The following is a 20629-nucleotide window of genomic DNA, read 5'->3' as shown; positions in this document are numbered from 1 at the left end:
ATCGGGGTGGGTGGCCCTGGCGGGCGAACCGCGACTTCGCCCTCAGCGCAACGCCAGCGGCGGCTACCTGGGGCGCGGCGCGCGTACCGTAGACGTCGTGCCTGATATTCCGTTCGGTTTCGCGCTCCCGGGTGGGCAACCACCAGACCCCAACGATCCCGCGCAGATGCAGCAGTTCATGTCGCAGTTGCAGCACCTGCTCTCCTCGTCGGGCAGCGGGCCGGTCAACTGGGACCTGGCCCGGCAGGTGGCCGCCAGCCAACTCGCCGCCTCCGGTGACCCGGCGGTCTCGCCCTACGAGCGCAACGCGGTCGAGGAGGCGCTGCGGCTCGCCGACCTGTGGCTGGAGCCGGCCTCCGCCCTGCCCTCGGGCATCCAGACCTCGCTGGCCTGGAACCGCAACGAGTGGATCTTCAAGACCCTAGACGTCTGGCGCAAGCTCTGCGACCCGGTCGCCAGCCGCATGGTCGGCGCGATGGGCGACCTGGTGCCGCCGGAGGCGCGCGCCCAGCTCGGCCCGATGCAGTCCATGGTCGCCACCCTGGGCGGGGCGCTCTTCGGCGGACAGCTCGGCCAGGCGCTCGGCTCGCTCGCCGCGGAGGTGCTCTCCGCCGGCGACATCGGGCTGCCGCTCGGCCCGGCGGGCACGGCCGCGCTCATCCCGGCCAACATCCGGGCGTACGGCGAGGGCCTGGAGCTGCCGGAGGACGAGGTCCGCCTCTACGTGGCCCTGCGCGAGGCCGCCCACCAGCGGCTCTTCCAGCACGTGCCGTGGCTGCGCGGGCACGTGCTCAGTGCCGTGGAGATGTACGCCGCCGGCATCCGGGTCAACCGGGAGGCGATCGAGGAGGCGATGGGCCGGGTCGACCCGACCGACCCCGAGTCGATGCAGGCGATCGCGCTGGAGGGCATCTTCACGCCGGAGGACAGCCCGGCGCAGAAGGCGTCGCTGGCCCGGCTGGAGACCGCCCTGGCGCTGGTCGAGGGCTGGGTCTGCCACGTGGTCGACAGCGCGGCGAGCGGCCGGCTGCCCAACGTGGTGAGCCTCGGCGAGGCGTTCCGTCGCCGCCGGGCCGCCGGCGGGCCGGCGGAGCAGACGTTCGCCGCCCTGGTCGGCCTTGAGCTGCGCCCGCGCCGGCTGCGCGAGGCGGCGGCGCTCTGGGCGGCGCTCACCGAGCACCGGGGCATCTCCGGCCGGGACGCCCTGTGGGGCCACCCCGACCTGCTCCCCTCCGACGACGACTTCGCCGACCCGGTGGCCTTCGCGATGTCCGAGCTGGACCTGAGCGAGCTGGAGAACTTCGACTTCAGCGCGCCGGGCGGCCCGGAGGAGAAGGCCCCGGGCGAGCCGGGGCAGCGCCCGGACGACGACACCGAGGGCGGCGACGCCCGCCCCTGACCCACCCGCGGCCCGAAGCCGCCCGGCCCTGACCGCACCGGGCGGCTTCGGGCCGGGCGTGCCGGACGGCCCTGGGTGGGTCGCGCAGCTCGGGCGTGCCGGACGGACCCGGGTGGGTCGCGCAGCTCGGACGGGCCGGACGGCTCCGAGCCGGGCAGGCGAGGCGGCGCCGGGCCGGCCCCGGGCAGACAGCTCGGACGGGCCGGGCGGCTCTATGTCCCGGCGGCGCGGTCAGCGGGCCCGGCCGACGCCCGAGAGCAGGGCACGGGTGGTCTCCCAGCCCTCTACGGCCGGGTCGAGGAAGGCCAGGTCGGCCGGCCCGCGCAGGCGGCGCCAAGCCGGGGTGACCGCCAGGTCGCCCGGGCGCGGTGCCGCGCCGCGAACGGCCGCGGGCCGCGCGTCGTTCAGGTCCAGCGCCGGCAGCCACGCCGGTACGGGAAGCCGGGCGGCCACGCCGAGCAGCCCCGGTTGGCCGCCCTCGACCGGGGCGACCGCCACGGGTCGGGTGGTGAGCGGGCGGAGCAGCTTGCCGATCGTCAGGCCCGGCACGTCCGGAGCGTCCCCGGCGACCACCGCCACCTGGTCGTGACCGTTCTCGGCGAGGGCGGCGAAGACAGCGTTCGGGGTCGGCTCGGGCACCTCGTGGATCGCCATGTCCGGCCAGACCACCGCGTCGGCCAGCCACCGGTCGTCCGGCGTGACGGCGACTGCCGTCTCCACCTCGTTGAGTGTGGCGAGCAGGTCGACCACGTCCTCGGCGAGCGCGGCCCGCCAGTCCACCGGATCGATGCCGGGCGGCGACCAGGTCACCGGTCCGAGCAACGCCACCACCACACGTCTGGCCACCCCACGACCCTATCCGGGCACCCCGCGACACCGCCGCACGCGCACCACCGTCGAAGCGCGCAGCCGAGGGAACGCCGCCACACACGCGACACCGCCGCACGCGCACCGCCGCCGAAGCGCGCAGCCGAGGGAACGCCGCCACACACGCGACACCGCCGCACGCGCACCGCCGCCGAAGCGCACAGCCGAGGGAACGCCGCCACACACGCGACACCGCCACACACGCACCACCGCCGAAGCGCGCAGCCGAGGGGAGGTCAGTCCGTCAGCGGGGCGCCGGCGGCCGCGGCGACGCCCTCCAGGTAGCCGCGCGCCCGCTCGGTCTTCGGGTAGCGCGCGACGAGCGCCCAGAACCGGTCGTTGTGGCTGGGCACGATGAGGTGCGCGAGTTCGTGCAGGAGCACGTAGTCGATCACCCAGTCGGGCATGTCCTGCACCCGGTGCGAGATGCGGATCGTGCCGTCGGCCGGGGTGCAGGATCCCCACCGGCCGTTCTGGTTGGTGACCCAGCGGATGCTCGTCGGCACGGCCTGCGTCCCGTGCTCGGCGAGGTAGAGCTTGATCAGCCGGGTGGCCCGGGCGAGCAGTTCGGCGTCGGACCGGGCGAGGCGCCCCTCCCGGGCGGCCAGCCGGGCGAGCATCCGGTCGACCCACTCGCTCTCCTCGGCCCGGGAGAACTGGTCCGGAATGAGGACGACCACCCGCTCACCGTCGCGGTACGCGGACACCGTCCGTCGCCGGCGCTGGCTGCGCCGTACTTCGACGACCGGCTTGCGCGCCCCTGCCATCAGCGGACCGCGCAGCCTCGGATTCCTGCCACGAACGCAAGCTAATGCGTACTGACCAGGGGTCCGCAAGAGTCAACACGTCGACACGCGCCCGGAAAATGGTGATTGGTCGGCAGAGTCCCGAAAAAACTTTGATCGGGTGGCCGACAATCGCCGCCGTCACCCTTCGTGGCGGCGGATGGCCGGCGTACGACGGCGACACGTCCACCGTAGGTGATCACCCCGCGAGGCACAGCTCGGGGGCCGGCACCGGGCCCCGCTCGGGGCATTCGACCGGATTCGGTCGGCGTGTCCCCGCCAAACTGACTTATCAGACGTAATTCGCCATGCACACTCTCGACGTCGACTTGCTCACAGTGACGAAGCACAGCTGACATGGAACTGCCCAGACCTGGGTAGGGTCCGCGGACCAGCGGTCACGAGGGTGGCCGCGGAGAACGACCCAGCGCCGGCGCCCGTGTGGCCCGCCGCCGGGAAACCCGCCGGGACGGCATCGGCCGGCGGACGAGACGAGGAGGGCACCGTGGCCGACCAGGCCCAGACCTACAACGGTTACTGCGTCAAGTGCAAGGAGAAGCGGGACTTCGAGGGGCGCGTCGAGGTCTCGAAGACCGGGATGAACATGGCCAAGGGCAAGTGTCCGGTGTGCGGGACAACAGTGAACCGCATCCTGGGCAAGGCCAAGGTCTGACCCGTACGGATGCTTCGGAGGGGGTGGCCGCCGGCCGCCCCCTCCGGCGTTGCCGCACCTGATCCGGCGCGCCCCGGCCGACGGGCCGCTCCCCGCGCCGCCGGGCACGGCCGCCACTGTCGGCTCACCGACACGGTTACCGGCCGGTTGTGGATATCGCGGAAATTCCTGTGGACAGCGCTGGACAGGGGACCGGCCACCTGTGGACAACGATCGACGGACAGCACGGACACGGTCACGATTCGTGTCATGCGCCCTGCCCCACTGCCCCGTCCCACGCTGCTGCCCGGCATCACCCGCCTCTGGCGGGACCGGCACACCCTCCAGCTCGGCGTCGAGCCTGGTCGCGCCGTGCTGCTGGAGGTCGCCGACCCCCGGGCGGCCCGGCTGCTCGACCTGATCGACGGCACCCGCAGCGAGCGGCTGGTGCTGGAGCACGCCGTCGCCGCCGAGGTGGCACCCGACGAGGCCCGCATCCTGCTCGACGCGCTGCGCGCCGCCGGCCTGGTCGTACCCGCGCACACGCTGCTGCCGAGGGACCTGGCCAGCCCGTTCCGGGCCCGGCTCGCCGCGGAGGCCGGGGCGCTGGCGCTGGCCGCCGCCCGGCTGCCCGGCACGCCCGCCCAGGTGCTGCGTCGCCGGCTGGCCGCCCGGGTGGTGGTCGCCGGCGCCGGGCCCCTCGGCGCCCAGGTCGCCCTGGCGCTGGCCCAGGCCGGCGTCGGGCACGTGCACCCCGACCTGGCCGGTCCGGTCCGCCCGGCCGACCTGGCCGGCACCGGGATCCCCGCCGCCGCGATCGGGCGTCCGCTCGCCGAGGCGGTACGCGACGCCCTCGATCGCGCCGCCCCGGGCGCGGGCACGGGTCCGCTGCGGCGCGGCCGGGTCGACCTGGTGATCCAGCTCGGCACGGACCGACCGGCCGCCCTGCTCGCCGCCGGTCACGCCCGACGCCGCCAGCCGCACCTGCTGGTCGGCCTGCGGGAGGGCGTGCCCGTGGTCGGCCCGCTCGTCCGACCGCCGGCCGGCCCCTGCCTGAACTGCCTGGACCTGCACCGGACCGACCTCGACCCGGACTGGCCGGCGCTGGCCGCCCAGCTCGCCGCCGGCGGCGCGGAGCAGGCGTGCGCCACCGCGACGCTCCTCGCGGCGGGGGCGTACGCGGCGGCGGAGGGGCTCGCCCAGCTCGACGGGGGCAGCCCGGAGACCCTCGGCTGTGCGGTGGAGATCGCCGGCCCCGGCCGGTTCCGCCGCCGGGTCTGGCCTCCCCACCCGGCCTGCGGATGCTCCCGGGGCCGCCGGTGACGCCGACCGAGCCCGGGGACCGGCAGTGGGAGCCGACCCGGCCCCGGAACCGGCGGCGCGAGCCGACCGCGCTCCGGAACCGGCAGCGGGAGCCGACCGAGCCCCGGAACCGGCGGCGGGAGCCGACCGGACCCCGCAACCGGCGGCGGGAGGGGCGGTGGACCGGCGGCGCGACGGCGGGGGCCAGCACCCAGCCCGGCGGCAGAGCAGCCGCGGACCCCCGGAGTCGGTAACAATGACCGGGTGACCGACATCCCGCGCCGGGCCGTGTCCCGGACCGCCAAGCTCGCCGCTCTGCCGCTCGGCTTCGCCGGTCGGACCGTCCTCGGCATGGGTAAGCGCGTCACCGGGCTCGCCTCCGACGTGATCTCCGCAGAGATCCAGCAGCGCACCGCCGAGCAGCTCTTCAGCGTGCTGGGGCAGCTCAAGGGCGGTGCGATGAAGTTCGGTCAGGCGTTGTCGGTCTTCGAGGCCGCCCTGCCCGAGGAGATCGCCGCCCCATACCGCCAGGCGCTGACCAAGCTCCAGGAGGCCGCGCCACCGCTGCCGGCGGCCAGCGTGCACAAGGTGCTCGCCGAGCAGCTCGGCCCGGACTGGCGGGACCGGTTCGTGGAGTTCGACGACACTCCCGCCGCCGCGGCCAGCATCGGCCAGGTGCACCGCGCGGTGTGGCGGGAGCCGGGCTACGAGGCCTCGGGCGCGCCGAGGACCCGCGACGTCGCCGTCAAGATCCAGTATCCGGGCGCGGGCGACGCCCTGCTCGCCGACCTCAAGCAGCTCTCCCGGCTCGGTGGGATGTTCCGGGCGATCCAGCCCGGGCTGGACGTCAAGCCGCTCCTGACCGAGCTGCGGGAACGGATCACCGAGGAGCTCGACTACGAGCTGGAGGCCGAGTCGCAGCGTGCCTTCGCCGCCGCGTACGCCGACGACCCGGAGATCTACATCCCGGCGGTGGTCTCGGCGTCGCCCCGGGTCCTGGTCACCGAGTGGGTCGAGGGCACCCCGCTGGCGGACATCATCCGCGAGGGCACGGAGAAGCAGCGCGACGAGGCCGGCCGCCTGATGGCCATCCTGCACCTGTCCGCGCCGCAGCGGGCCGGGCTGCTGCACGCCGACCCGCACCCGGGCAACTTCCGGTTGCTGGCGGACGGCCGGCTCGGCGTGATCGACTTCGGCGCGGTGGCCCGGATGCCGGAGGGCACGCCCGAGCCGATCGGCCGCATCGCCGGGCTGGCGCTGCGGGGCGACGCCGACGAGGTGGTGGCGGGCCTGCGGGCGGAGGGGTTCATCGGCGCCGCCGAGGAGATCGACGCCCAGGCGGTGCTCGACTTCCTCCGGCCGATGCTGGAGCCGATCGCCGCCGAGGAGTTCCGCTTCACCCGGGCGTGGCTGCGCGCCGAGGCGACCCGGCTGGCCAGCCCACGCTCCCCCGCGTACCAGCTGAGCCGGCAGCTCAACCTGCCGCCGTCGTACCTGCTCATCCACCGGGTGACGCTCGGGTCGATCGGCGTGCTCTGCCAACTGGAGGCGAAGGCGCCCTACCGAGGCATCCTGGAGCGCTGGCTGCCCGGCTTCGCCCCGGTCTCCTGAGACCGCCGCCGCCCCGACCGTACGGAGGGCCGCCCGCGAACACGCCGACAGGCGGCCCCGGAACACGCCGGGGGGCGGCGGCCGAACCGGCCGCCGCCCCTCGGGCATCAGTGGTGATCTAGAGAACGCCCAGGTCGCGCGCCGATCGGTTACGGCTGTTCATCGCGACGGTACGGGCGGAACGGGTTGCCTCAGTGCTCGTGGTGGTACGACCGGCCTGAGGCCGGCGCATTCGAGCCCGGGACAACGCTTCGTGAAGTAGTTGCATTTCGGCGACTCCGTTAAGAACGTTCAGCATGGTGGTCAGCTCTCTCGTCGCCGGTGCGACACCGGCGTGGATGGTGCGGATCGGGTGCATGTCAGGCCGCCAGCCGGACCGCGTTGCGCGACTCGGACAGCCCACTGGCCGCCAGCCGCGCCTCGGCCTCGACCCGGAGCGCCGCGTCGCGGGCGAGGTCCTCCTTGCGCGGACGGCCACGGGGCCGCTTGCGCGGGACGACCGCGCCACGCTCGAAGATCTCGCCGCCCCAGACGCCCCAGGGCTCGGCCCGCTCCACCGCCCCGGCCAGGCACTCGACGCGCAGCGGGCAGTCCCCGCAGAGCGACTTGGCCAGCTCGAGCTCGGCGGGCGAGTCGGAGAACCACAGGTCGGGGTCGAACTTCCGGCAGGGCAGGTTCGCCTCCATCTCGACGCTCACGTCGAGCGGGGCCAACGCCAGACTCATCGCCCGGTCACCTCTCTCTCGTTTCGATCTCGTGGATCGCACTACCGACGTACTTGGCGGGCAAAAAACTGAGGCCGCGGATCCCGGTAGCGGGTTCCGCGGCCTCGAGGTGAGCCGGTGGTCTGATGATCAGACCGGTCTACCTCGAGGTGGAACTCCGCGGACGTCCATGCGCTTGGCAGCGACATCGACACCCTTGCCCGTGAAGCCACTGGTCCCCCGGGTCCCGTTCGGCGCGGTCGCGAGGATCAGCTCGGCCTGAGCCTCGACCTGGTGCACCTGCGGAACCGACGGTCGCGCAGCGGCAAGGGCCACCCGGACAGCCGACAGCGGAGCGACGGCAGCGGGCAGCGCCGCCGGACGCTCGCAGTTGTAGACGATCTCCATGGGGGCCACCTCCTCTGACGTTCACTCGTTGCCGACACGGTCTCGACCCCTCGTGAGCAGCCCGAATGACGCCGCTCGCGAGGTGTGCCATGAGGCTATTCCTCGGCCGGGGGCGAGGGCAAACGAATTTACGGCGAGATTTCGAAAGTTTTCTCCGGGCAGACGTCGTCGACCGCCGCGCCCGCCACGAGCGCCAGCACCGCCTCCCCGTACAGGCCGAGCTTGCGGGGCCCGATGCCGGCGATCGCGATCAGCTCCTCGGCGCGCGCGGGACGCCGCTCCGCCAGCGCGACAAGCGTGGCGTCGGTGAAGACCACATAGGCCGGAACCCGCTGCCCGCCGGCCACCCGCTGGCGCCACTCGCGCAGCCGTTCGTGCAGCTCGTCGTCGATGTCGGAGGGGCAGGTGGGACAGCGGCCGAGCTTGCGGTCCGGCCCGGCGAGCAGGGTGGCGCCGCAGATCCGGCAGGACACGATCTGGGTCCGCCGGCGCTCCGGCCGCCGCCCCGGGCCGGCGCCGGCCCGCTCCGCCCCGCCCGAGCGGTCGAGTTGCGGCAGGAACCGCGACGGCCGCCGGGCCCGCCCGCCCGGCGAGCGCGCCGAGGCGTACGACAGCCAGAGCCACTCCCGCGCCCGGGTGATGCCGACGTAGAGCAGCCGGCGCTCCTCCTCGACCTGTTCGGCGGTCCTGGCGTACGTGGTGGGCAGGGTGCCCTCGGAGAGGCCGACCAGGAAGACCGCGTCCCACTCCAGCCCCTTGGCCGAGTGCAGGGAGGCCAGCGTCACCCCGTCGACGGTCGGCACGTGCTGCGCGGCGGCCCGGCGGGCCAGCTCGTCGTTGAAGTCGGCCAGGGTGACCGGGCGCTCGACGGCGGCGGCCGGCCCGATCGGCAGCACCTCCGGGGTGGCCGCGTACTCCTCGGCGAGCTGGACCAGCGCGGCGAGCGCCTCCCACCGCTCACGCGCGGCGCCGCCGGCCGGGGCGGCGTCGGGGGCCCAGCCGACCGCGGCGAGCGCCTCGACGACGGCGGCGGGCAGCGGCGTCTCCCCCGGGATCGAGCGGGTGGCGGCCCGCAGCGCGACCATCGCCTGCCGGACCTCGGCGCGCTCGAAGAACCGCTCCGCCCCCTGCACCACGTACGGCACCTGCGCCTCGGTCAGCGCCTTCTCGTACGCCTCGGACTGCGCGTTGGTGCGGAACAGCACGGCGATCTCCTTCGCCGGCGTGCCCGCCTCGACCAGGGCGCGGCAGCGGGCGGCGACGGCGTTGGCCTCCGCCGGCTCGTCGGTGAAGATCCGCAGCTCCGGCTCGGGGCCGGGCGGGCGCTGGCCGACCAGTTCCAGCCGCAGCCGCGCCTCGGCGCCCCGCGCCTGGGAGATCACCGCGTTGGCCAGCCCGACGACCTGCGGCGTGGAGCGGTAGTCGCGGACCAGCCGGACGACCGTCGCCCCACGGTGCCGGCGCGGGAAGTCGACCAGGTAGGACGAGGTGGCCCCGGTGAACGAGTAGATCGTCTGGCTGGCGTCGCCGACCACGGTCAGGTCGTCCCGGCCGCCCAACCACGCCTGGAGCAGCCGCTGCTGGAGCGGGTTGACGTCCTGGTACTCGTCGACCACGAAGTGCCGGTACTGGGCGCGGACCTGCTCGGCGACGTCCCGGTGCTCCTCGATCCCCCAGACGGCGGCGCGCAGCATGTCCTCGAAGTCGATCACGCCGTTGGACCGCTTGAGCCGCTCGTACGCGGCGAAGACGTCGGCGACCTTCGCCGGCTCGTGCGGGGTGTCCCGCAGGGCCTTGGCCGCCGCCACCACGTACTCCCCGGGCTCCACCAGCGACGACTTGGCCCACTCGATCTCGCCGGCCAGGTCCCGCGCGGCGGCCCGGTCGGCGCGCAGACCGACCTTCGCCGCGGCGAGGGTGACCAGCCGGACCTTGCTGTCCAGCAGCTCGGGCATGGCCCGCCCCTCGAGCAGCCGGGGCGCGAAGTAGCGCACCTGGCGCAGCGCGGCGGCGTGGAACGTCCGCGCCTGCACCCCCGGCACCCCGAGGACCGCCAGGCGGCTTCGCATCTCGGCGGCGGCGCGGGCGGTGAAGGTGACCGCGAGCACGTGCCGGGGGGAGATCTCCCCGGAGAGCGCCCGGTGGGCGATGCGGGAGGTGACGGCCCGGGTCTTGCCGGTGCCGGCGCCGGCCAGGATGCACACCGGCCCGGCGGGGGCGGTCACCGCCGACCGCTGCTCCGGATCCAGACCGGCGAGCACGCGCTCGGACGCTGAGTGAACCACCACAGCGAGGAATTGTCTCAGCTCCGCCGGACGTTGCAGCGGATAGCCTGGGCTTGATCGGCAAGCCGCCGGGCGGAACGTTGGAGGATCTGACCATGCTGACGATGTATTCCACCCCCTGGTGCGGCTACTGCCACCGGCTGAAGTCGCAGCTCGACCGCGAGGGCATCGGGTACGAGGTGGTCGACATCGAGCAGGACCCGAAGGCCGCCGAGTTCGTGATGAGCGTCAACGGCGGCAACCAGACCGTCCCGACGCTGCGCTTCGCCGACGGCAGCGCCCTCACCAACCCGTCGATCACGCAGGTCAAGCAGCACCTCGCCAGCCTCGCCGCCTGACCTGGCGCAGCACCCGTCGACGAGCGGCCGACCCACCCGGGCGGCCGCTCGTCGCGTCTGCGGGCGCCCCGCCGCCGGCCGTTGCGGACGCCCCGCCGCCGGCCGTGCGGTCACCGCCCGTGTCGCCGGCGTGTCGCGGCCACGACCCCGTCGTCGGCGGGGCGGCGCGGGGCCGGGACGGGGGCGGCGGGGGCCGACGGCCGGGTGGCGGGGATCCGGCGGGCGGGGGCGGCGCCCGCCGGGGGCCGGCTGAGGGCGCGGCCGTGCCAGAGGTAGCCGCCGGCGAGCAGGGTGGCCACGCCGATCAGGCCGAAGAGCACGCGGTAGTCCAGCACCCCGACCAGCAGCGCACCGGCGCCGATGGAGAGCGCCTGCGGACCGCTCACCACGGCCTCCGACGCCGCGGCGACCCGCCCGAGCAGGCCGGCCGGGGTGCGCCGCTGGATGAGCGTGTGCAGCCCGACCATGGTCAGCGGCAGCGACACCCCGGCCAGCAGCACCGCGACGAAGCCGAGCCAGAGACTGGGGTACGCCAGCGCCAGCGACGCCGGCCCGAAGAACGCCACCCCGGCGGCGAGCGTGCCCACCTCGCCGGCCCGGCGCACCACCGCCGGGGAGAGCAGGCCGCCGATCAGCCCGCCGATGCCCTGCACGGTGACCAGCACGCCGACGAACGCGGCGTCCCGGCCCAGCCCCCGGTCGACGTAGGCGAAGATCAGCGACTCGGTGAAGCCCATCGCCAGCGAGCCCAGCCCGTAGCCCAGCAGCGCCCGGCGCAGCGCCGGCTCCCCGGCCAGGTGCCGCAGCCCGGCGCCCACCTCGGCGGGCCAGCGCAGCCCCGGCCCGGGCGGCCGGGCGTCCGTCGTGCGCAGCGCCCCGACCACGGCGGCCGCCGACAGGAAGCCCACCATCCCGATCGCGGCGAGCATCCATCCGCCCACGGCGGCGTAGAGGCCGGCGCCGGCCAGCGGGCCGATCAGCCGCAGCCCCTGGCGTACGGTCTGCAGCACGCCGTTCGCCTCGGCCAGCAGGTCGAGCGGCACGATCTGCCGGATCAGGCCGCTGAGCACGGCGCTGAGCGTGATGTACGACAGGCCGTACAGCGCCGCCACCGCGTAGATGATCCACACGTCGGTGCGGTCCCGGACGGCGAACAGCGGGGTGAGCAGCGCCGCCGTGACCAGGTTGGCCGTCACGAAGAACGGGCGGCGCGGGTAGCGGTCGACGAGCCACCCGACCAGCGGGGCCAGCGTCATCGGCGCGATGACGGCGAAGATGGTGGCGCCGGCCAGCCCGTCCGACCCGGTCAGGTCCTTCACCCAGATGGCGAGGGCGAGCAGCAGGATCGACTCGGCGGCCATGCTGGCGAGCAGACCGCCGAAGAGCAGGCGGAAATCCGGGCGGCGCAGGACGGTGCGCATGGGTCCCTCCGGCGGGGTGGTACGCGCCTCGCGGTCGGTTCGTGAGGTCGGTCGGGGACGGCGCCGTGCCGGCCGCCACTCCCCTTCCACGGTGCTCTTTTCTGCGAGACACGCCCCCACCGGTACCTCCGGCGGGGGTTGCGCCGTCCATACTGACCGTGGGGGGCGAATTTCATACAGTTACCGTCGCGTCCGCGGCGGTCCACGGGAAAAGAGGACGTCGTGCCTCCTGCCTCACCCAGCCCGATCCTGCGCCGCCGCAGGTTGGGCACCGAACTGCGCCGGCTGCGCGAGGCCAGCGGTCTCACCGGGGACCAGGTCATCGAGCGGATCGGCTGGGCCTCCGCGTCCAAGCTGTCCCGGCTGGAGAACGGCCGCAGCCGCCCGGATCCCGACGACGTGCGCGTGCTGCTCGACCTCTACGGCGCCGGCCAGGCGCTGCGCGACGAGCTCCTCGGCATCACCCGGGAGGCCGGCGACATGCGCGGCTGGCTGAAGAACTACCCGGTGATGACCCAGCAGCAGCGCAGCTTCGCAGAGCTGGAGGCGGGCTGCGCGGAGATCTCCGAGTACAACCCGGTCCTGGTGCCGGGCCTGCTCCAGACGCCGGGGTACGCCTCGGTGCGGATCGCCTCGGCCCGCCAGGTCGGCGAGGAGGCGGGCGACCCGGAGGCCGGGGAGGACATCGACACCGAGGTCAGGGCGCGGCTGGCCCGCCAGTCGCTGCTGACCCGCACGCCCGACGCGCCCCGCTACACGGCCGTGCTGGAGGAGGCGGCGCTCGGCGGCCGGGCCGGGCCGCCCGAGGTGCTGCACGAGCAGCTGACGCAGCTCTGTGAGCTGGCCATGCTGCCGAACATCACGCTGCACGTGCTGCCCCGCGACACCCAGATCGGCGGCTGGTACCTCCCGCCGACGGCGTTCTCCGTCTACCGGTTCGCCGACCCGCTCGACCCCGAGACGCTGGCCATCGAAGGTGGGTTCACCGACGTCATGTCGACCGAGGCAAACGCGCTAAATCGCTATAAAGTGGTCTTCGAGTGGTTATGCACGGCGGCACTCTCCGCATCGGACACCCTCTCCTGGCTGATCGAGGCGACGGGACGGCTGCCCGGTACGGCCGCGTCCACGGTGGCGTACGGCTCGGCAACGGCGCCGACCCAACGCCGCCGGCACTCGGGGCGCCTGACGGAACGGTGATCACGGGGGAACCACCGTCGGGTCGTGCGGCGCCACTCGTTCCATCGGTGCAGTTCACCTCAGGAGTGAAACGATGAACGAGATCCGCAACACGCCGTCCCCGCACACGCAGTTCGCCGACGCCCCGTGGCGCAAGAGCACGCGCAGCCAGACCTCGAACTGCGTCGAGGTCGCGCCACTGGGGACGGGCCCGGCGGCGGTGGCCCTGCGGGACAGCAAGGACCAAGGCGGTCCGGTGCTGCTGTTCAACCGGGCGGGATGGCTGGGCTTCATCGCCGGCGCGAAGAACGGACAGTTCGATCTGAACTGATCCGCAGACCGTCGCGGGGCCGCCGGCACGGTGTCGGCGGCCCCGCCGCGTCTCCGTGCCGCCCCCTGCCGCCACCGCCGCTCCCCCGCGGCCGCCGCTCCACCGCCACACCCGCTTCACCGCCACACCCCGCGTTGCCACCGCCGTGCCCGCGCCCCGCGCCCGCACCGCCGACCGCGCTGACCAGGCATCCGATGATCGGACGAGGCTGCGGACCGATAGTCGCGTTTCACTTGCTGAGCCACTCGCGCGGCGTAACATGACGGCAGAGTGACGTGGAACTTCCACCCGTTCCCCCACCGTCGCGGTTCATCCGGAGACCCACATGCGTTTCCTGATCGTTCGCACCGACATCCGCGCCGCCGCCGACGTGGACATCGCCGCCGCCTGGGCGTGCGGGGGCCGCCTGCGGGACGAGACCACCGCGCCCGAACCGCGCCGACAGATCGTGCACGCCGAGGACCGGGACGCCGCGCTGCTGCTGGCCCGTGCCCTGTCCACGGTCGGCGCGGTCCGGTGCGGTAAACAGCGGGTCAAGGTGCTCCCGCTCGACGAGCCGACCCGCCCCTGGCGGGCCGCACCCCCCGACCGGGGCAGCTGACCCCACCCCGAGGCGTCCGTCGTGGCCGGACCGGCTCCCCCGCCGCGTTCCTTGCCCAGCCGACCACGACGGTCCGTGTTCCCGGCTCGTGGCCGTCGCGGCAACGGCGGCCACGAGCCGGGACCGCACGACAGCGCCGTCAGCAGTGCCCGTCGAGCCAACGGTGGACCAGGAACAACGCGATCGACGACGGCGGTGGCAGCACCAGCCGGGCGCCGCCCACGTCGACCGGGCGTCCCGCCAGGGCGGCACCGATCTCCCGGCGGCTGAACCACCGCGCGTACGCGATCTCCGCCGGGTCGACCTGCACCGGATGCTCCGGATCGGCGGTGGCGAGAAAGCCCAGCATCAGCGAGCCGGGGAACGGCCAGGCCTGGCTGCCCGCGTACGCGATGTCGGCGACTGGGACGCCGACCTCCTCGCGGACCTCGCGCAGCACGGCGGCCTCGGCCGACTCCCCGGGCTCGACGTAGCCGGCGAGGCAGGAGAAGCGGCGCTGGCCGGGCGTCTGCGGCCAGGTGGCGTTGTTACCGAGCAGGCACCGACCGTCCGGGCCCGGCACGCCGTCGTGCACCAGCACGATCATCGCCGGGTCGGTACGCGGCCAGATCCGCTCCCCCGCCCCGTCGACGCGGGACCAACCGGCCTCGTCCACCTCCGTGGGATGGCCGGTGGCCGACGAGTAGCGGTGCCGCAGGTGCCAGTTGACCAGCGCAAGCGCGGTGGTGAACAGCCCCGCGTCGCGGTCGCCGAGCAGGTGACCGACCTCGCGCAGGTGCGCCGCCCGGGCCCCCGCCACCTCGGGCAGCGGGCCGTCCACGGCGAAGACCGGCACCCCGTCGGGCTCGACGCCGAGGAACATCGGCGACGCCGCCGCCGGCAGGTCGGCCGCGTCCACCAGCACCAGCGTCGGCGGCGAGGCGTCGGCCCGCACGAGCGCCCTGCCCTCGTCGCCCGAGTCGAGCACCAGCACCCGGGCCCGGGCCCACGCCTGGGCCAGCCACCCGGGATCCGTGCGCCGGTGCGCCGCCCGGTCCAGGGTGGAGCGGGCCAGCGGCGGCGCGGCCTCTCCGCTCACGGCCGCGCCGGCTCCGTGACGACCGGGGCGAGCGCCGCCAACTGGGGGGCGATCCGCTCGGCGTCGCCCAGCACCACCGTCACCGCCCGGGCCGGGGCGAGGTAGCGGGCCGCCGCCTCGGCCACGTCGGCCACGGTGGCCCCGGCCAGCCGGGCGGCGTGCTCGGCCAGGAAGTCCAGGCGCAGCCCGTTGCCGGCGTACGCGCTGGTCAGCGAGGCGAGCCCGGCCTGGGTGGACATGCCGAGCTGGAGGGTGCCGAGGGCGTACCGGCGGGCCTGCTCCAGCTCGTCCTCGCCGGGCGGGAGGGTGGCCAGCCGGCCCAGCTCGTACGTCGTCTCCAGCAGCGCCGGCCCGGTGACCTCGGTGGCCACCTCGGCGGCGGCGACCAGCACCGACCCGGCGACCGAGTGCTCGACGAGCGAGTGGGGCCCGTACGTGTAGCCCTTGTCCTCGCGGATGTTCTCCACCCAGCGGGAGGAGAAGTAGCCGCCGAAGACGAGGTTGGCCAGTTGCAGCGCGGCGTGGTCGGGATGGGTGCGGGGCACCGCCGGCAGCGCGACCCGCAGCGAGGACTGCACCGAACCCGGCCGGTCGACCAGCAGCAGCGGCCCGGGCTCCAGCGCCGGGGCGGGCGGCAGGTCGGCGGTGTGCCCGGCGCCGTTCCACCCGGACAGGGCCTTCTCGGCGGCGTCCAGCGCCCGCTCCGGCTGCACGTCGCCGACCAGCACCAGCACCGCGTCGGCGGGATGCACCCGCTGGGCGTGCAGGGTGCGCAGGGCGCCCGGCCGGACCGCGCGGACCGCGTCCGGGTCGGGGGTCTGCACCGCGTACGGGTGCTTGCCGTAGACCCGCTTGAGCAGGGCGGTGCGGGCCAGGTGCCCGGGCTGGCTCTGCGCGACCTGGATCCGGTCGACCAGCCGGTCCCGCTCGGTGGCCACGTCGTCGTCCGGATAGGTCGCGCCGGTGAGCACCTCGGCGAGAATCTCCAGCATCCGGTCCAGCCCGGTGACCAGGCCGGTGCCGGAGAGCATCAGCCGGTCCGGGTCGATCCCGGCGGACAGCCCGCCGCCGACCTTCTGCAACTCGGCGGCGAGCCGCACGCTGGTCATCGTCTCCGTGCCGGAGAGCAGGGTCTGCGCGAGCATCGCGCCCCGAGCCAGGTGGGCCCGGCCGAAGGGCATCCAGAGCCGCAGCTCGACCAGGGGGACCGCCGGCCGGCGTACGGCGATGACGGTCAGCCCGTTGCCCAGCGTGCGCTCGGCCTGCTTCGGCAGCTTGAGCCTGCGGTTCGGGCCGAGCGGGGGCAGCGCCCGCGGCGCGGCCGGTGCGGTCGTACTCACTGACTTTCCTTCGTTCGCGGCTGCGCGGCTGGCAAGCTCACTCCTCGCGCTCACCGGCCACCTCCGGGGATGACCTCGATGGACGCGCGGCGCTCCGGCCGCAGGGTGGCGGCGGCCGCGCGGACCTGTTCCTCGGTGACCTCGCCGACCAGCCGGGGCAGCTCGTTGAGCAGGCCCGGCTCGCCGCGCTGCTGCTCCAGCACGGCCATCCGCAGCGCCCGGGCCAGCACCGCGTCGGTGTCCCGCAGCAGGTGGGTCGCCATCCGGGCCTGGGTGCGGGCCAGCTCCCCCTCGGTCAGCCCGTCGGTGGCCAGCCGGTCCAGCTCCTCGTCGATGGTGCGCAGCACCTTGTCGACGTCCCCGCCCGGCGGCAGGTGCGCCTGGAGCAGCAGCGCGGTCGGGTCCCGCACGTCGAACGGGTCGCCCATGAAGCTGAGGTACCCGCCCAGGCTGGTGACCGCCCGGTCGCGCTGGACCAGCCGCTCGACCAGCCGGGAGGCGTCGCCGTCGGTGAGCACCTCGGCCAGCACGACGTACGGCAGGTAGCCGGCGAAGTCGGTGACCGGGTCGGGTACGCGCCAGGCGCCGGCCACCGCCGGCAGCGGCGCCAGCCTGTCGGTGTACGAGGTGCGCCGCTCCGCGGCCAGGTCCGGCTCGGCGAAGTCGGGCCGCTCCGGCGCGGGCCGGGCCGGCACGTCGCCGAAGTGCCGCTCGATCAGCGTGGTCGCCTCGGCGACGTCGATGTCGCCGCTGACGGCGAGCACCGCGTTGCCGCTGGCGTAGTAGCGGCGGAAGAAGTCGGCGGCGTCGGCGACGGTGGCCGACTCCAGGTCGACGAAGGAGCCGTAGCCGTCGTGCGCGTTCGGGAAGGTGTCGAACATGACCGGCGGCAGGGTCAGCCAGGGGAATCCGCCGTACGGCCGGTTGAGCACGTTGACCCGGATCTCCTCCTTGACCACGTCGACCTGGTTGCGCAGGTTCTCCTCGGTCAGCCGGGGGCCGCGCATGCGGTCGGCCTCCAGGAACAGCGCCCGTTCCAGGGCGTTGCTCGGCAACGTCTCGAAGTAGTCGGTGTAGTCCAGGTGGGTGGAGCCGTTGAAGGTGCCGCCGGCGCCCTGCACGTGCCGGAAGTGGGCGAGCTTCTCCAGGTTCTCCGAGCCCTGGAACATCAGGTGTTCGAAGAGGTGGGCGAAGCCGGTGCGCCCCTCCGGCTCGGAGCGGATGCCGACGTCGTAGACGACCGCGACCCCGATCACCGGTGCGCTGCGATCGGGGGTGAGGACCACCCGTAGGCCGTTGTCGAGGGTGAACCGCTCGACCGGGTATTTCGTCGCTGGAATTCTGGCTCTCCGCGTCGGCACGTGATCGACCCTAGCGCGTCGGCACCCCTGTCACCGTCGACCTTCCCCCAGCCGCTCCGACCGGCGTCCCCGGCTGTCCGCCGGCCCCGCCGGGCGTCGTGCGAGGACGCCCCGCGCCGGCAACGCAAAGGCCATTCAATCAGTAGGAATTGCCGACACTTCCGGGACGCGGGCCGCCATGGCCGGTGACACCCTCGCCGCCGTTCCGCGTACCGACACGGAGATCTCGGGACTCGACGCCCTGGAGCTGGCCGGCCGCGCGGAGAACCGGCCGCGGGCCGCCCGGCTCTGGGCCGCGACCTGGCCGAAGCTGGCGGCGCTCGGCATCGCCGTCGGCGCCTGGCAGGTCGTGGTCTGGACGGGTTGGAAGCCCGAGTACGCCGTGCCCGGCCCGGCCTCCGTGGGCCAGGAACTGCTCCGGCAGCTCAGCGGCGTCCAACTCTGGGACGGCCTCGCCACGACGCTGCGCCGGGCGGCCGTCGGCTACCTCTTCTCGGTCGCCGTGGGCCTGCTGCTCGGCCTCGCGGTGGCCCGGTCGCGGATCCTGCGGGCCGCCATCGGGTCGATGATCACCGCGCTGCAGACCATGCCGTCGATCGCGTGGTTCCCGCTGGCGATCCTGCTCTTCGAGCTGAGCGAGAAGGCGATCTTCTTCGTGGTGGTGCTCGGCGCGGCGCCGTCCATCGCCAACGGCGTGATCGCCGGCGTGGACTACGTGCCGCCGCTGCTGCTGCGCGCCGGCCGCAACCTCGGCGCGCGAGGGCTCAACCTGTACCGGTACGTCATCGCGCCCGCCGCGCTGCTGGTCATCGTGGCCGGCCTCAAACAGGGCTGGGCGTTCTCCTGGCGCAGCCTGATGGCCGGCGAGCTGATCGTGGTCGGCATCTCGCAGACCTCGCTGGGCGCGCAGCTGACCTACTCGCGGGAACTCTCCGACTCCCCCTGGCTGATCTCCACGATGATCGTGATCCTGGTGCTGGGCCTGGCGGTGGACGCCGCGTTCGGGGCGGCGGACAAGGCGATCCGGCGTCGCTGGGGCGTGCTGGACCAGGCGGGTCAGTGACGTGTGCGTCTCCGCGCGCAGCGCCCCGCCGTCGCCGGGTCAGCCGGCGATGGCGGTCGGGCCTCCGGTCGGGCTGTGCAGCTCGACCGGTGCGGCCGGCGCGGCCTCGTCCGGGCTGGCGTGCCACGGCGTGAAGACCGCGACCATGGCGAGCAGCAGCCCGGCGACCGCGACCGCGAACACCAGCAGCAGTTCACGCACCGCGCCCGAGCCGACGTCACCCGCCATGGTCACCCCTCCTGCGCCGGGCGGTTCCGCCCGGGTCTTCCCCCCGCCCCAGCTTCCACCACGTCCGATCGGCGGAACAGTCGCCGATCGGACGCAATGTCTGCTGATTCCGGGCTCAGACGTCGAACGGGAAGCGACTGCTCACAGTCGGTCACGGCAGCCCTGGCACGGCCACGGCCGCCCTGGCCCGGCCGCCGAGCGCCGGGGACGCGGGACGGGCGGGCGTCAGGACGCGCGCGGCGGGCGGGGACGTCGGGAGCGGCGGGACCGTCCCGAGGCGCGGTGCGCGGTCCGGCCGCCCTCGCCGGCGCGACCGCCCGACCGCCCGGCGTCCGACGCGGCGGGCCGCGGCGGGGGCGGCGCGATCGTCACCGGCACGCCGGACGGCTCGCGGGCGCCGGTCACCCGGGCCAGCGCCTCGTCGCCGAGGCGCACCTGGACGGACTCGGGTCGGATGCCGGCGGTGGCCATCAGCCGGGACACGTCCCGGCGCTGCTCCGGCAGGACCAGGGTGACCACCGCGCCGGACTCCCCCGCCCGGGCCGTACGCCCGCCCCGGTGCAGGTAGTCCTTCGCCTCGGTCGGCGGGTCCACGTTGACCACCAGGTCGAGCCCGTCCACGTGGATGCCCCGGGCCGCCACGTCGGTGGCGACCAGCGCGGTCACCTGCCCGTTGCGGAACTGCTCCAGGATCCGGGTGCGCTGCGGCTGCGACTTGCCGCCGTGCAGCGCCGCCGCGCGTACGCCCTTGGCCAGCAACTGGCGGGCGACCCGGTCGGCACGGTGCTTGGTGCCCATGAACAGGATGGTGCGACCCTCGCGGGCGGCGATCTGGGTCAGCGCGGCCGGCTTGTCCGCCGGGTCGACGTGCAGCACGTGGTGGGTCATCGCGGTGACGGTCGCGGTGCCCGGGTCGACCGAGTGCGAGACCGGGTCGGTGAGGAAGCGGCGGACCAGCCTGTCCACGCCGCCGTCCAGCGTGGCCGAGAAGAGCATCCGCTGCCCGTCGGGGGCGACCTGCTCCAGCAGCTTCGTCACCTGCGGCAGGAAGCCCATGTCGGCCATCTGGTCGGCCTCGTCGAGCACGGTGATCGCGACCTGGTCCAGCCGGGCGTCGCCGCGGTTGATCAGGTCGTGCAGCCGCCCGGGGGTGGCCACCACCAGTTCGGCGCCCGCGCGCAGGGCGTCCGCCTGGCGTTGCAGCGACAGGCCGCCGACGACGGTGGCGCAGCGCAGGCCGACCGCCCGGGCGTACGGGTCGAGTGCGGTGGTGACCTGCTGGGCCAGTTCCCGGGTCGGCACCAGCACCAGGGCCAGCGGACGGCCCGGGCGGGCGCGGCGACCGGCGGTGCGGGACAGCACGGGGAGCCCGAAGGCGAGGGTCTTGCCGGAGCCGGTGCGGCCCCGGCCGAGCACGTCGCGACCGGCGAGCGAGTCGGGCAGGGTCGCCGCCTGGATCGGGAACGGCTCGGTGATGCCCTGGGCGGCCAGCTCGGCGAGGAGCGCCGGGGCCAGCCCGGTATGGGCGAACGACGGAACGACGGTGGTCATGCGGAAGCCTTCCTCGACGCGGCACGTGTCGAGGGAGGGCGCCGGAGGCGGCGCTGTCATCGGCGGGCGAGGCCGCGGATGACTCACAAGCACGAACCGAAAGGGGTACGGGCCGGCCCGCCGCC

Annotated in this window: 20 protein-coding genes; 9 read left to right on the top strand and 11 right to left on the bottom strand. The window is 74.6% G+C overall.

Annotated elements, in window-relative coordinates:
* Positions 1–166 precede the first annotated feature (166 nt).
* Positions 167–1399 (top strand): zinc-dependent metalloprotease, encoded by a 1233-nt coding sequence (locus GA0070606_RS20885; protein WP_091103187.1) that lies wholly within the window; start codon positions 167–169, stop codon positions 1397–1399.
* 231 nt (positions 1400–1630) lie between these two features.
* Here GA0070606_RS20885 and GA0070606_RS20880 read toward each other — a convergent pair whose 3' ends face one another.
* A complete protein-coding gene (locus GA0070606_RS20880) occupies positions 1631–2245 on the bottom strand; it encodes a hypothetical protein (RefSeq protein ID WP_091103185.1) in 615 nt (204 codons plus the stop codon).
* 257 nt (positions 2246–2502) lie between these two features.
* A complete protein-coding gene (locus GA0070606_RS20875) occupies positions 2503–3033 on the bottom strand; it encodes a M48 metallopeptidase family protein (RefSeq protein ID WP_091103182.1) in 531 nt (176 codons plus the stop codon).
* Between the two features lie 523 nt (positions 3034–3556).
* Between GA0070606_RS20875 and GA0070606_RS32625 the strand changes: the two genes are divergently transcribed.
* From GA0070606_RS32625 to GA0070606_RS20855, 3 genes are all read left to right on the top strand, one after another.
* Entirely contained in the window at positions 3557–3724 is a 168-nt protein-coding gene (locus GA0070606_RS32625; protein ID WP_012014940.1) for a DUF5679 domain-containing protein, read from the top strand.
* 249 nt (positions 3725–3973) lie between these two features.
* Positions 3974–5026 carry a PqqD family protein gene (locus GA0070606_RS20865; RefSeq protein ID WP_091103177.1) on the top strand — a complete coding sequence of 351 codons (1053 nt, stop codon included), beginning with the start codon at positions 3974–3976 and terminating at the stop codon, positions 5024–5026.
* Between the two features lie 243 nt (positions 5027–5269).
* On the top strand, positions 5270–6616 hold the full coding sequence (locus tag GA0070606_RS20855) for an ABC1 kinase family protein (RefSeq protein ID WP_091103173.1): 1347 nt from the start codon (positions 5270–5272) through the stop codon (positions 6614–6616).
* Between the two features lie 359 nt (positions 6617–6975).
* Here GA0070606_RS20855 and GA0070606_RS20845 read toward each other — a convergent pair whose 3' ends face one another.
* The 3 genes from GA0070606_RS20845 to GA0070606_RS20835 form a co-directional block, all read right to left on the bottom strand.
* Positions 6976–7341 carry a WhiB family transcriptional regulator gene (locus GA0070606_RS20845; RefSeq protein ID WP_091103169.1) on the bottom strand — a complete coding sequence of 122 codons (366 nt, stop codon included), beginning with the start codon at positions 7339–7341 and terminating at the stop codon, positions 6976–6978.
* Positions 7342–7470: 129 nt separating this feature from the next.
* Complete coding sequence (locus GA0070606_RS20840; RefSeq protein ID WP_091107962.1) at positions 7471–7728, bottom strand: hypothetical protein; 258 nt, start codon at positions 7726–7728, stop codon at positions 7471–7473.
* A gap of 128 nt (positions 7729–7856) precedes the next feature.
* A complete protein-coding gene (locus tag GA0070606_RS20835) occupies positions 7857–10016 on the bottom strand; it encodes an ATP-dependent DNA helicase UvrD2 (protein WP_091103166.1) in 2160 nt (719 codons plus the stop codon).
* A gap of 92 nt (positions 10017–10108) precedes the next feature.
* Between GA0070606_RS20835 and GA0070606_RS20830 the strand changes: the two genes are divergently transcribed.
* On the top strand, positions 10109–10351 hold the full coding sequence (locus GA0070606_RS20830; protein ID WP_091103164.1) for a mycoredoxin: 243 nt from the start codon (positions 10109–10111) through the stop codon (positions 10349–10351).
* A gap of 110 nt (positions 10352–10461) precedes the next feature.
* On the opposite strand, the gene GA0070606_RS20825 is transcribed toward GA0070606_RS20830, so the two are convergent.
* Entirely contained in the window at positions 10462–11772 is a 1311-nt protein-coding gene (locus tag GA0070606_RS20825) for an MFS transporter (protein WP_091103161.1), read from the bottom strand.
* A gap of 222 nt (positions 11773–11994) precedes the next feature.
* Between GA0070606_RS20825 and GA0070606_RS20820 the strand changes: the two genes are divergently transcribed.
* From GA0070606_RS20820 to GA0070606_RS20810, 3 genes are all read left to right on the top strand, one after another.
* A complete protein-coding gene (locus tag GA0070606_RS20820; RefSeq protein WP_091103159.1) occupies positions 11995–12972 on the top strand; it encodes a helix-turn-helix domain-containing protein in 978 nt (325 codons plus the stop codon).
* Positions 12973–13045: 73 nt separating this feature from the next.
* On the top strand, positions 13046–13282 hold the full coding sequence (locus tag GA0070606_RS20815; protein WP_091103156.1) for a DUF397 domain-containing protein: 237 nt from the start codon (positions 13046–13048) through the stop codon (positions 13280–13282).
* A gap of 325 nt (positions 13283–13607) precedes the next feature.
* The gene (locus tag GA0070606_RS20810; protein ID WP_091103153.1) at positions 13608–13883 is read left to right on the top strand and encodes a hypothetical protein; all 276 of its coding nucleotides are present in this window, start codon (positions 13608–13610) and stop codon (positions 13881–13883) included.
* Positions 13884–14022: 139 nt separating this feature from the next.
* Here GA0070606_RS20810 and nudC read toward each other — a convergent pair whose 3' ends face one another.
* From nudC to GA0070606_RS20795, 3 genes are read right to left on the bottom strand one after another with little or no spacing between them, the layout of a single operon-like run.
* Positions 14023–14961, bottom strand: a complete 939-nt coding sequence (gene nudC / locus GA0070606_RS20805; RefSeq protein WP_091103150.1) for an NAD(+) diphosphatase — start codon at positions 14959–14961, stop codon at positions 14023–14025.
* On the bottom strand, positions 14958–16301 hold the full coding sequence (locus GA0070606_RS20800; RefSeq protein ID WP_091103147.1) for a M16 family metallopeptidase: 1344 nt from the start codon (positions 16299–16301) through the stop codon (positions 14958–14960). Before GA0070606_RS20800 ends, nudC begins: the two co-directional genes overlap by 4 nt.
* 50 nt (positions 16302–16351) lie before the next feature.
* Positions 16352–17662: a M16 family metallopeptidase gene (locus GA0070606_RS20795; RefSeq protein ID WP_091103144.1), complete on the bottom strand. Its 1311-nt coding sequence runs from the start codon at positions 17660–17662 to the stop codon at positions 16352–16354.
* A 178-nt stretch (positions 17663–17840) separates the two neighbouring features.
* Here GA0070606_RS20795 and GA0070606_RS20790 point away from each other — a divergent pair, with 178 nt between their 5' ends.
* Positions 17841–18725 carry an ABC transporter permease gene (locus tag GA0070606_RS20790; RefSeq protein WP_091103142.1) on the top strand — a complete coding sequence of 295 codons (885 nt, stop codon included), beginning with the start codon at positions 17841–17843 and terminating at the stop codon, positions 18723–18725.
* A gap of 39 nt (positions 18726–18764) precedes the next feature.
* On the opposite strand, the gene GA0070606_RS20785 is transcribed toward GA0070606_RS20790, so the two are convergent.
* The gene (locus GA0070606_RS20785) at positions 18765–18953 is read right to left on the bottom strand and encodes a hypothetical protein (protein WP_091107960.1); all 189 of its coding nucleotides are present in this window, start codon (positions 18951–18953) and stop codon (positions 18765–18767) included.
* A 225-nt stretch (positions 18954–19178) separates the two neighbouring features.
* Complete coding sequence (locus tag GA0070606_RS20780; protein WP_091103140.1) at positions 19179–20504, bottom strand: DEAD/DEAH box helicase; 1326 nt, start codon at positions 20502–20504, stop codon at positions 19179–19181.
* Positions 20505–20629: the final 125 nt, after the last annotated feature.

Source organism: Micromonospora citrea (assembly GCF_900090315.1).
Classification (GTDB): Bacteria; Actinomycetota; Actinomycetes; order Mycobacteriales; family Micromonosporaceae; genus Micromonospora; species Micromonospora citrea.
The sequence above is the reverse complement of the archived record's forward strand: the minus strand, read 5'-3'. Positions and strand labels throughout refer to the sequence as shown.

Bases quoted from the DNA above. Each gene is read 5' to 3' on its own strand.
- GA0070606_RS20830 (WP_091103164.1), top strand. From the start codon at position 10,109: ATGCTGACGATGTATTCCACCCCCTGGTGCGGCTACTGCCACCGGCTG.
- GA0070606_RS20810 (WP_091103153.1), top strand. From the start codon at position 13,608: ATGCGTTTCCTGATCGTTCGCACCGACATCCGCGCCGCCGCCGACGTG.
- GA0070606_RS20865 (WP_091103177.1), top strand. From the start codon at position 3,974: ATGCGCCCTGCCCCACTGCCCCGTCCCACGCTGCTGCCCGGCATCACC.
- GA0070606_RS20840 (WP_091107962.1), bottom strand. From the start codon at position 7,728: ATGGAGATCGTCTACAACTGCGAGCGTCCGGCGGCGCTGCCCGCTGCC.
- GA0070606_RS20785 (WP_091107960.1), bottom strand. From the start codon at position 18,953: ATGGCGGGTGACGTCGGCTCGGGCGCGGTGCGTGAACTGCTGCTGGTG.
- GA0070606_RS20875 (WP_091103182.1), bottom strand. From the start codon at position 3,033: ATGGCAGGGGCGCGCAAGCCGGTCGTCGAAGTACGGCGCAGCCAGCGC.
- GA0070606_RS20845 (WP_091103169.1), bottom strand. From the start codon at position 7,341: ATGAGTCTGGCGTTGGCCCCGCTCGACGTGAGCGTCGAGATGGAGGCG.
- GA0070606_RS20780 (WP_091103140.1), bottom strand. From the start codon at position 20,504: ATGACCACCGTCGTTCCGTCGTTCGCCCATACCGGGCTGGCCCCGGCG.
- GA0070606_RS20790 (WP_091103142.1), top strand. From the start codon at position 17,841: ATGGCCGGTGACACCCTCGCCGCCGTTCCGCGTACCGACACGGAGATC.
- GA0070606_RS20885 (WP_091103187.1), top strand. From the start codon at position 167: ATGCAGCAGTTCATGTCGCAGTTGCAGCACCTGCTCTCCTCGTCGGGC.
- GA0070606_RS20815 (WP_091103156.1), top strand. From the start codon at position 13,046: ATGAACGAGATCCGCAACACGCCGTCCCCGCACACGCAGTTCGCCGAC.
- GA0070606_RS20825 (WP_091103161.1), bottom strand. From the start codon at position 11,772: ATGCGCACCGTCCTGCGCCGCCCGGATTTCCGCCTGCTCTTCGGCGGT.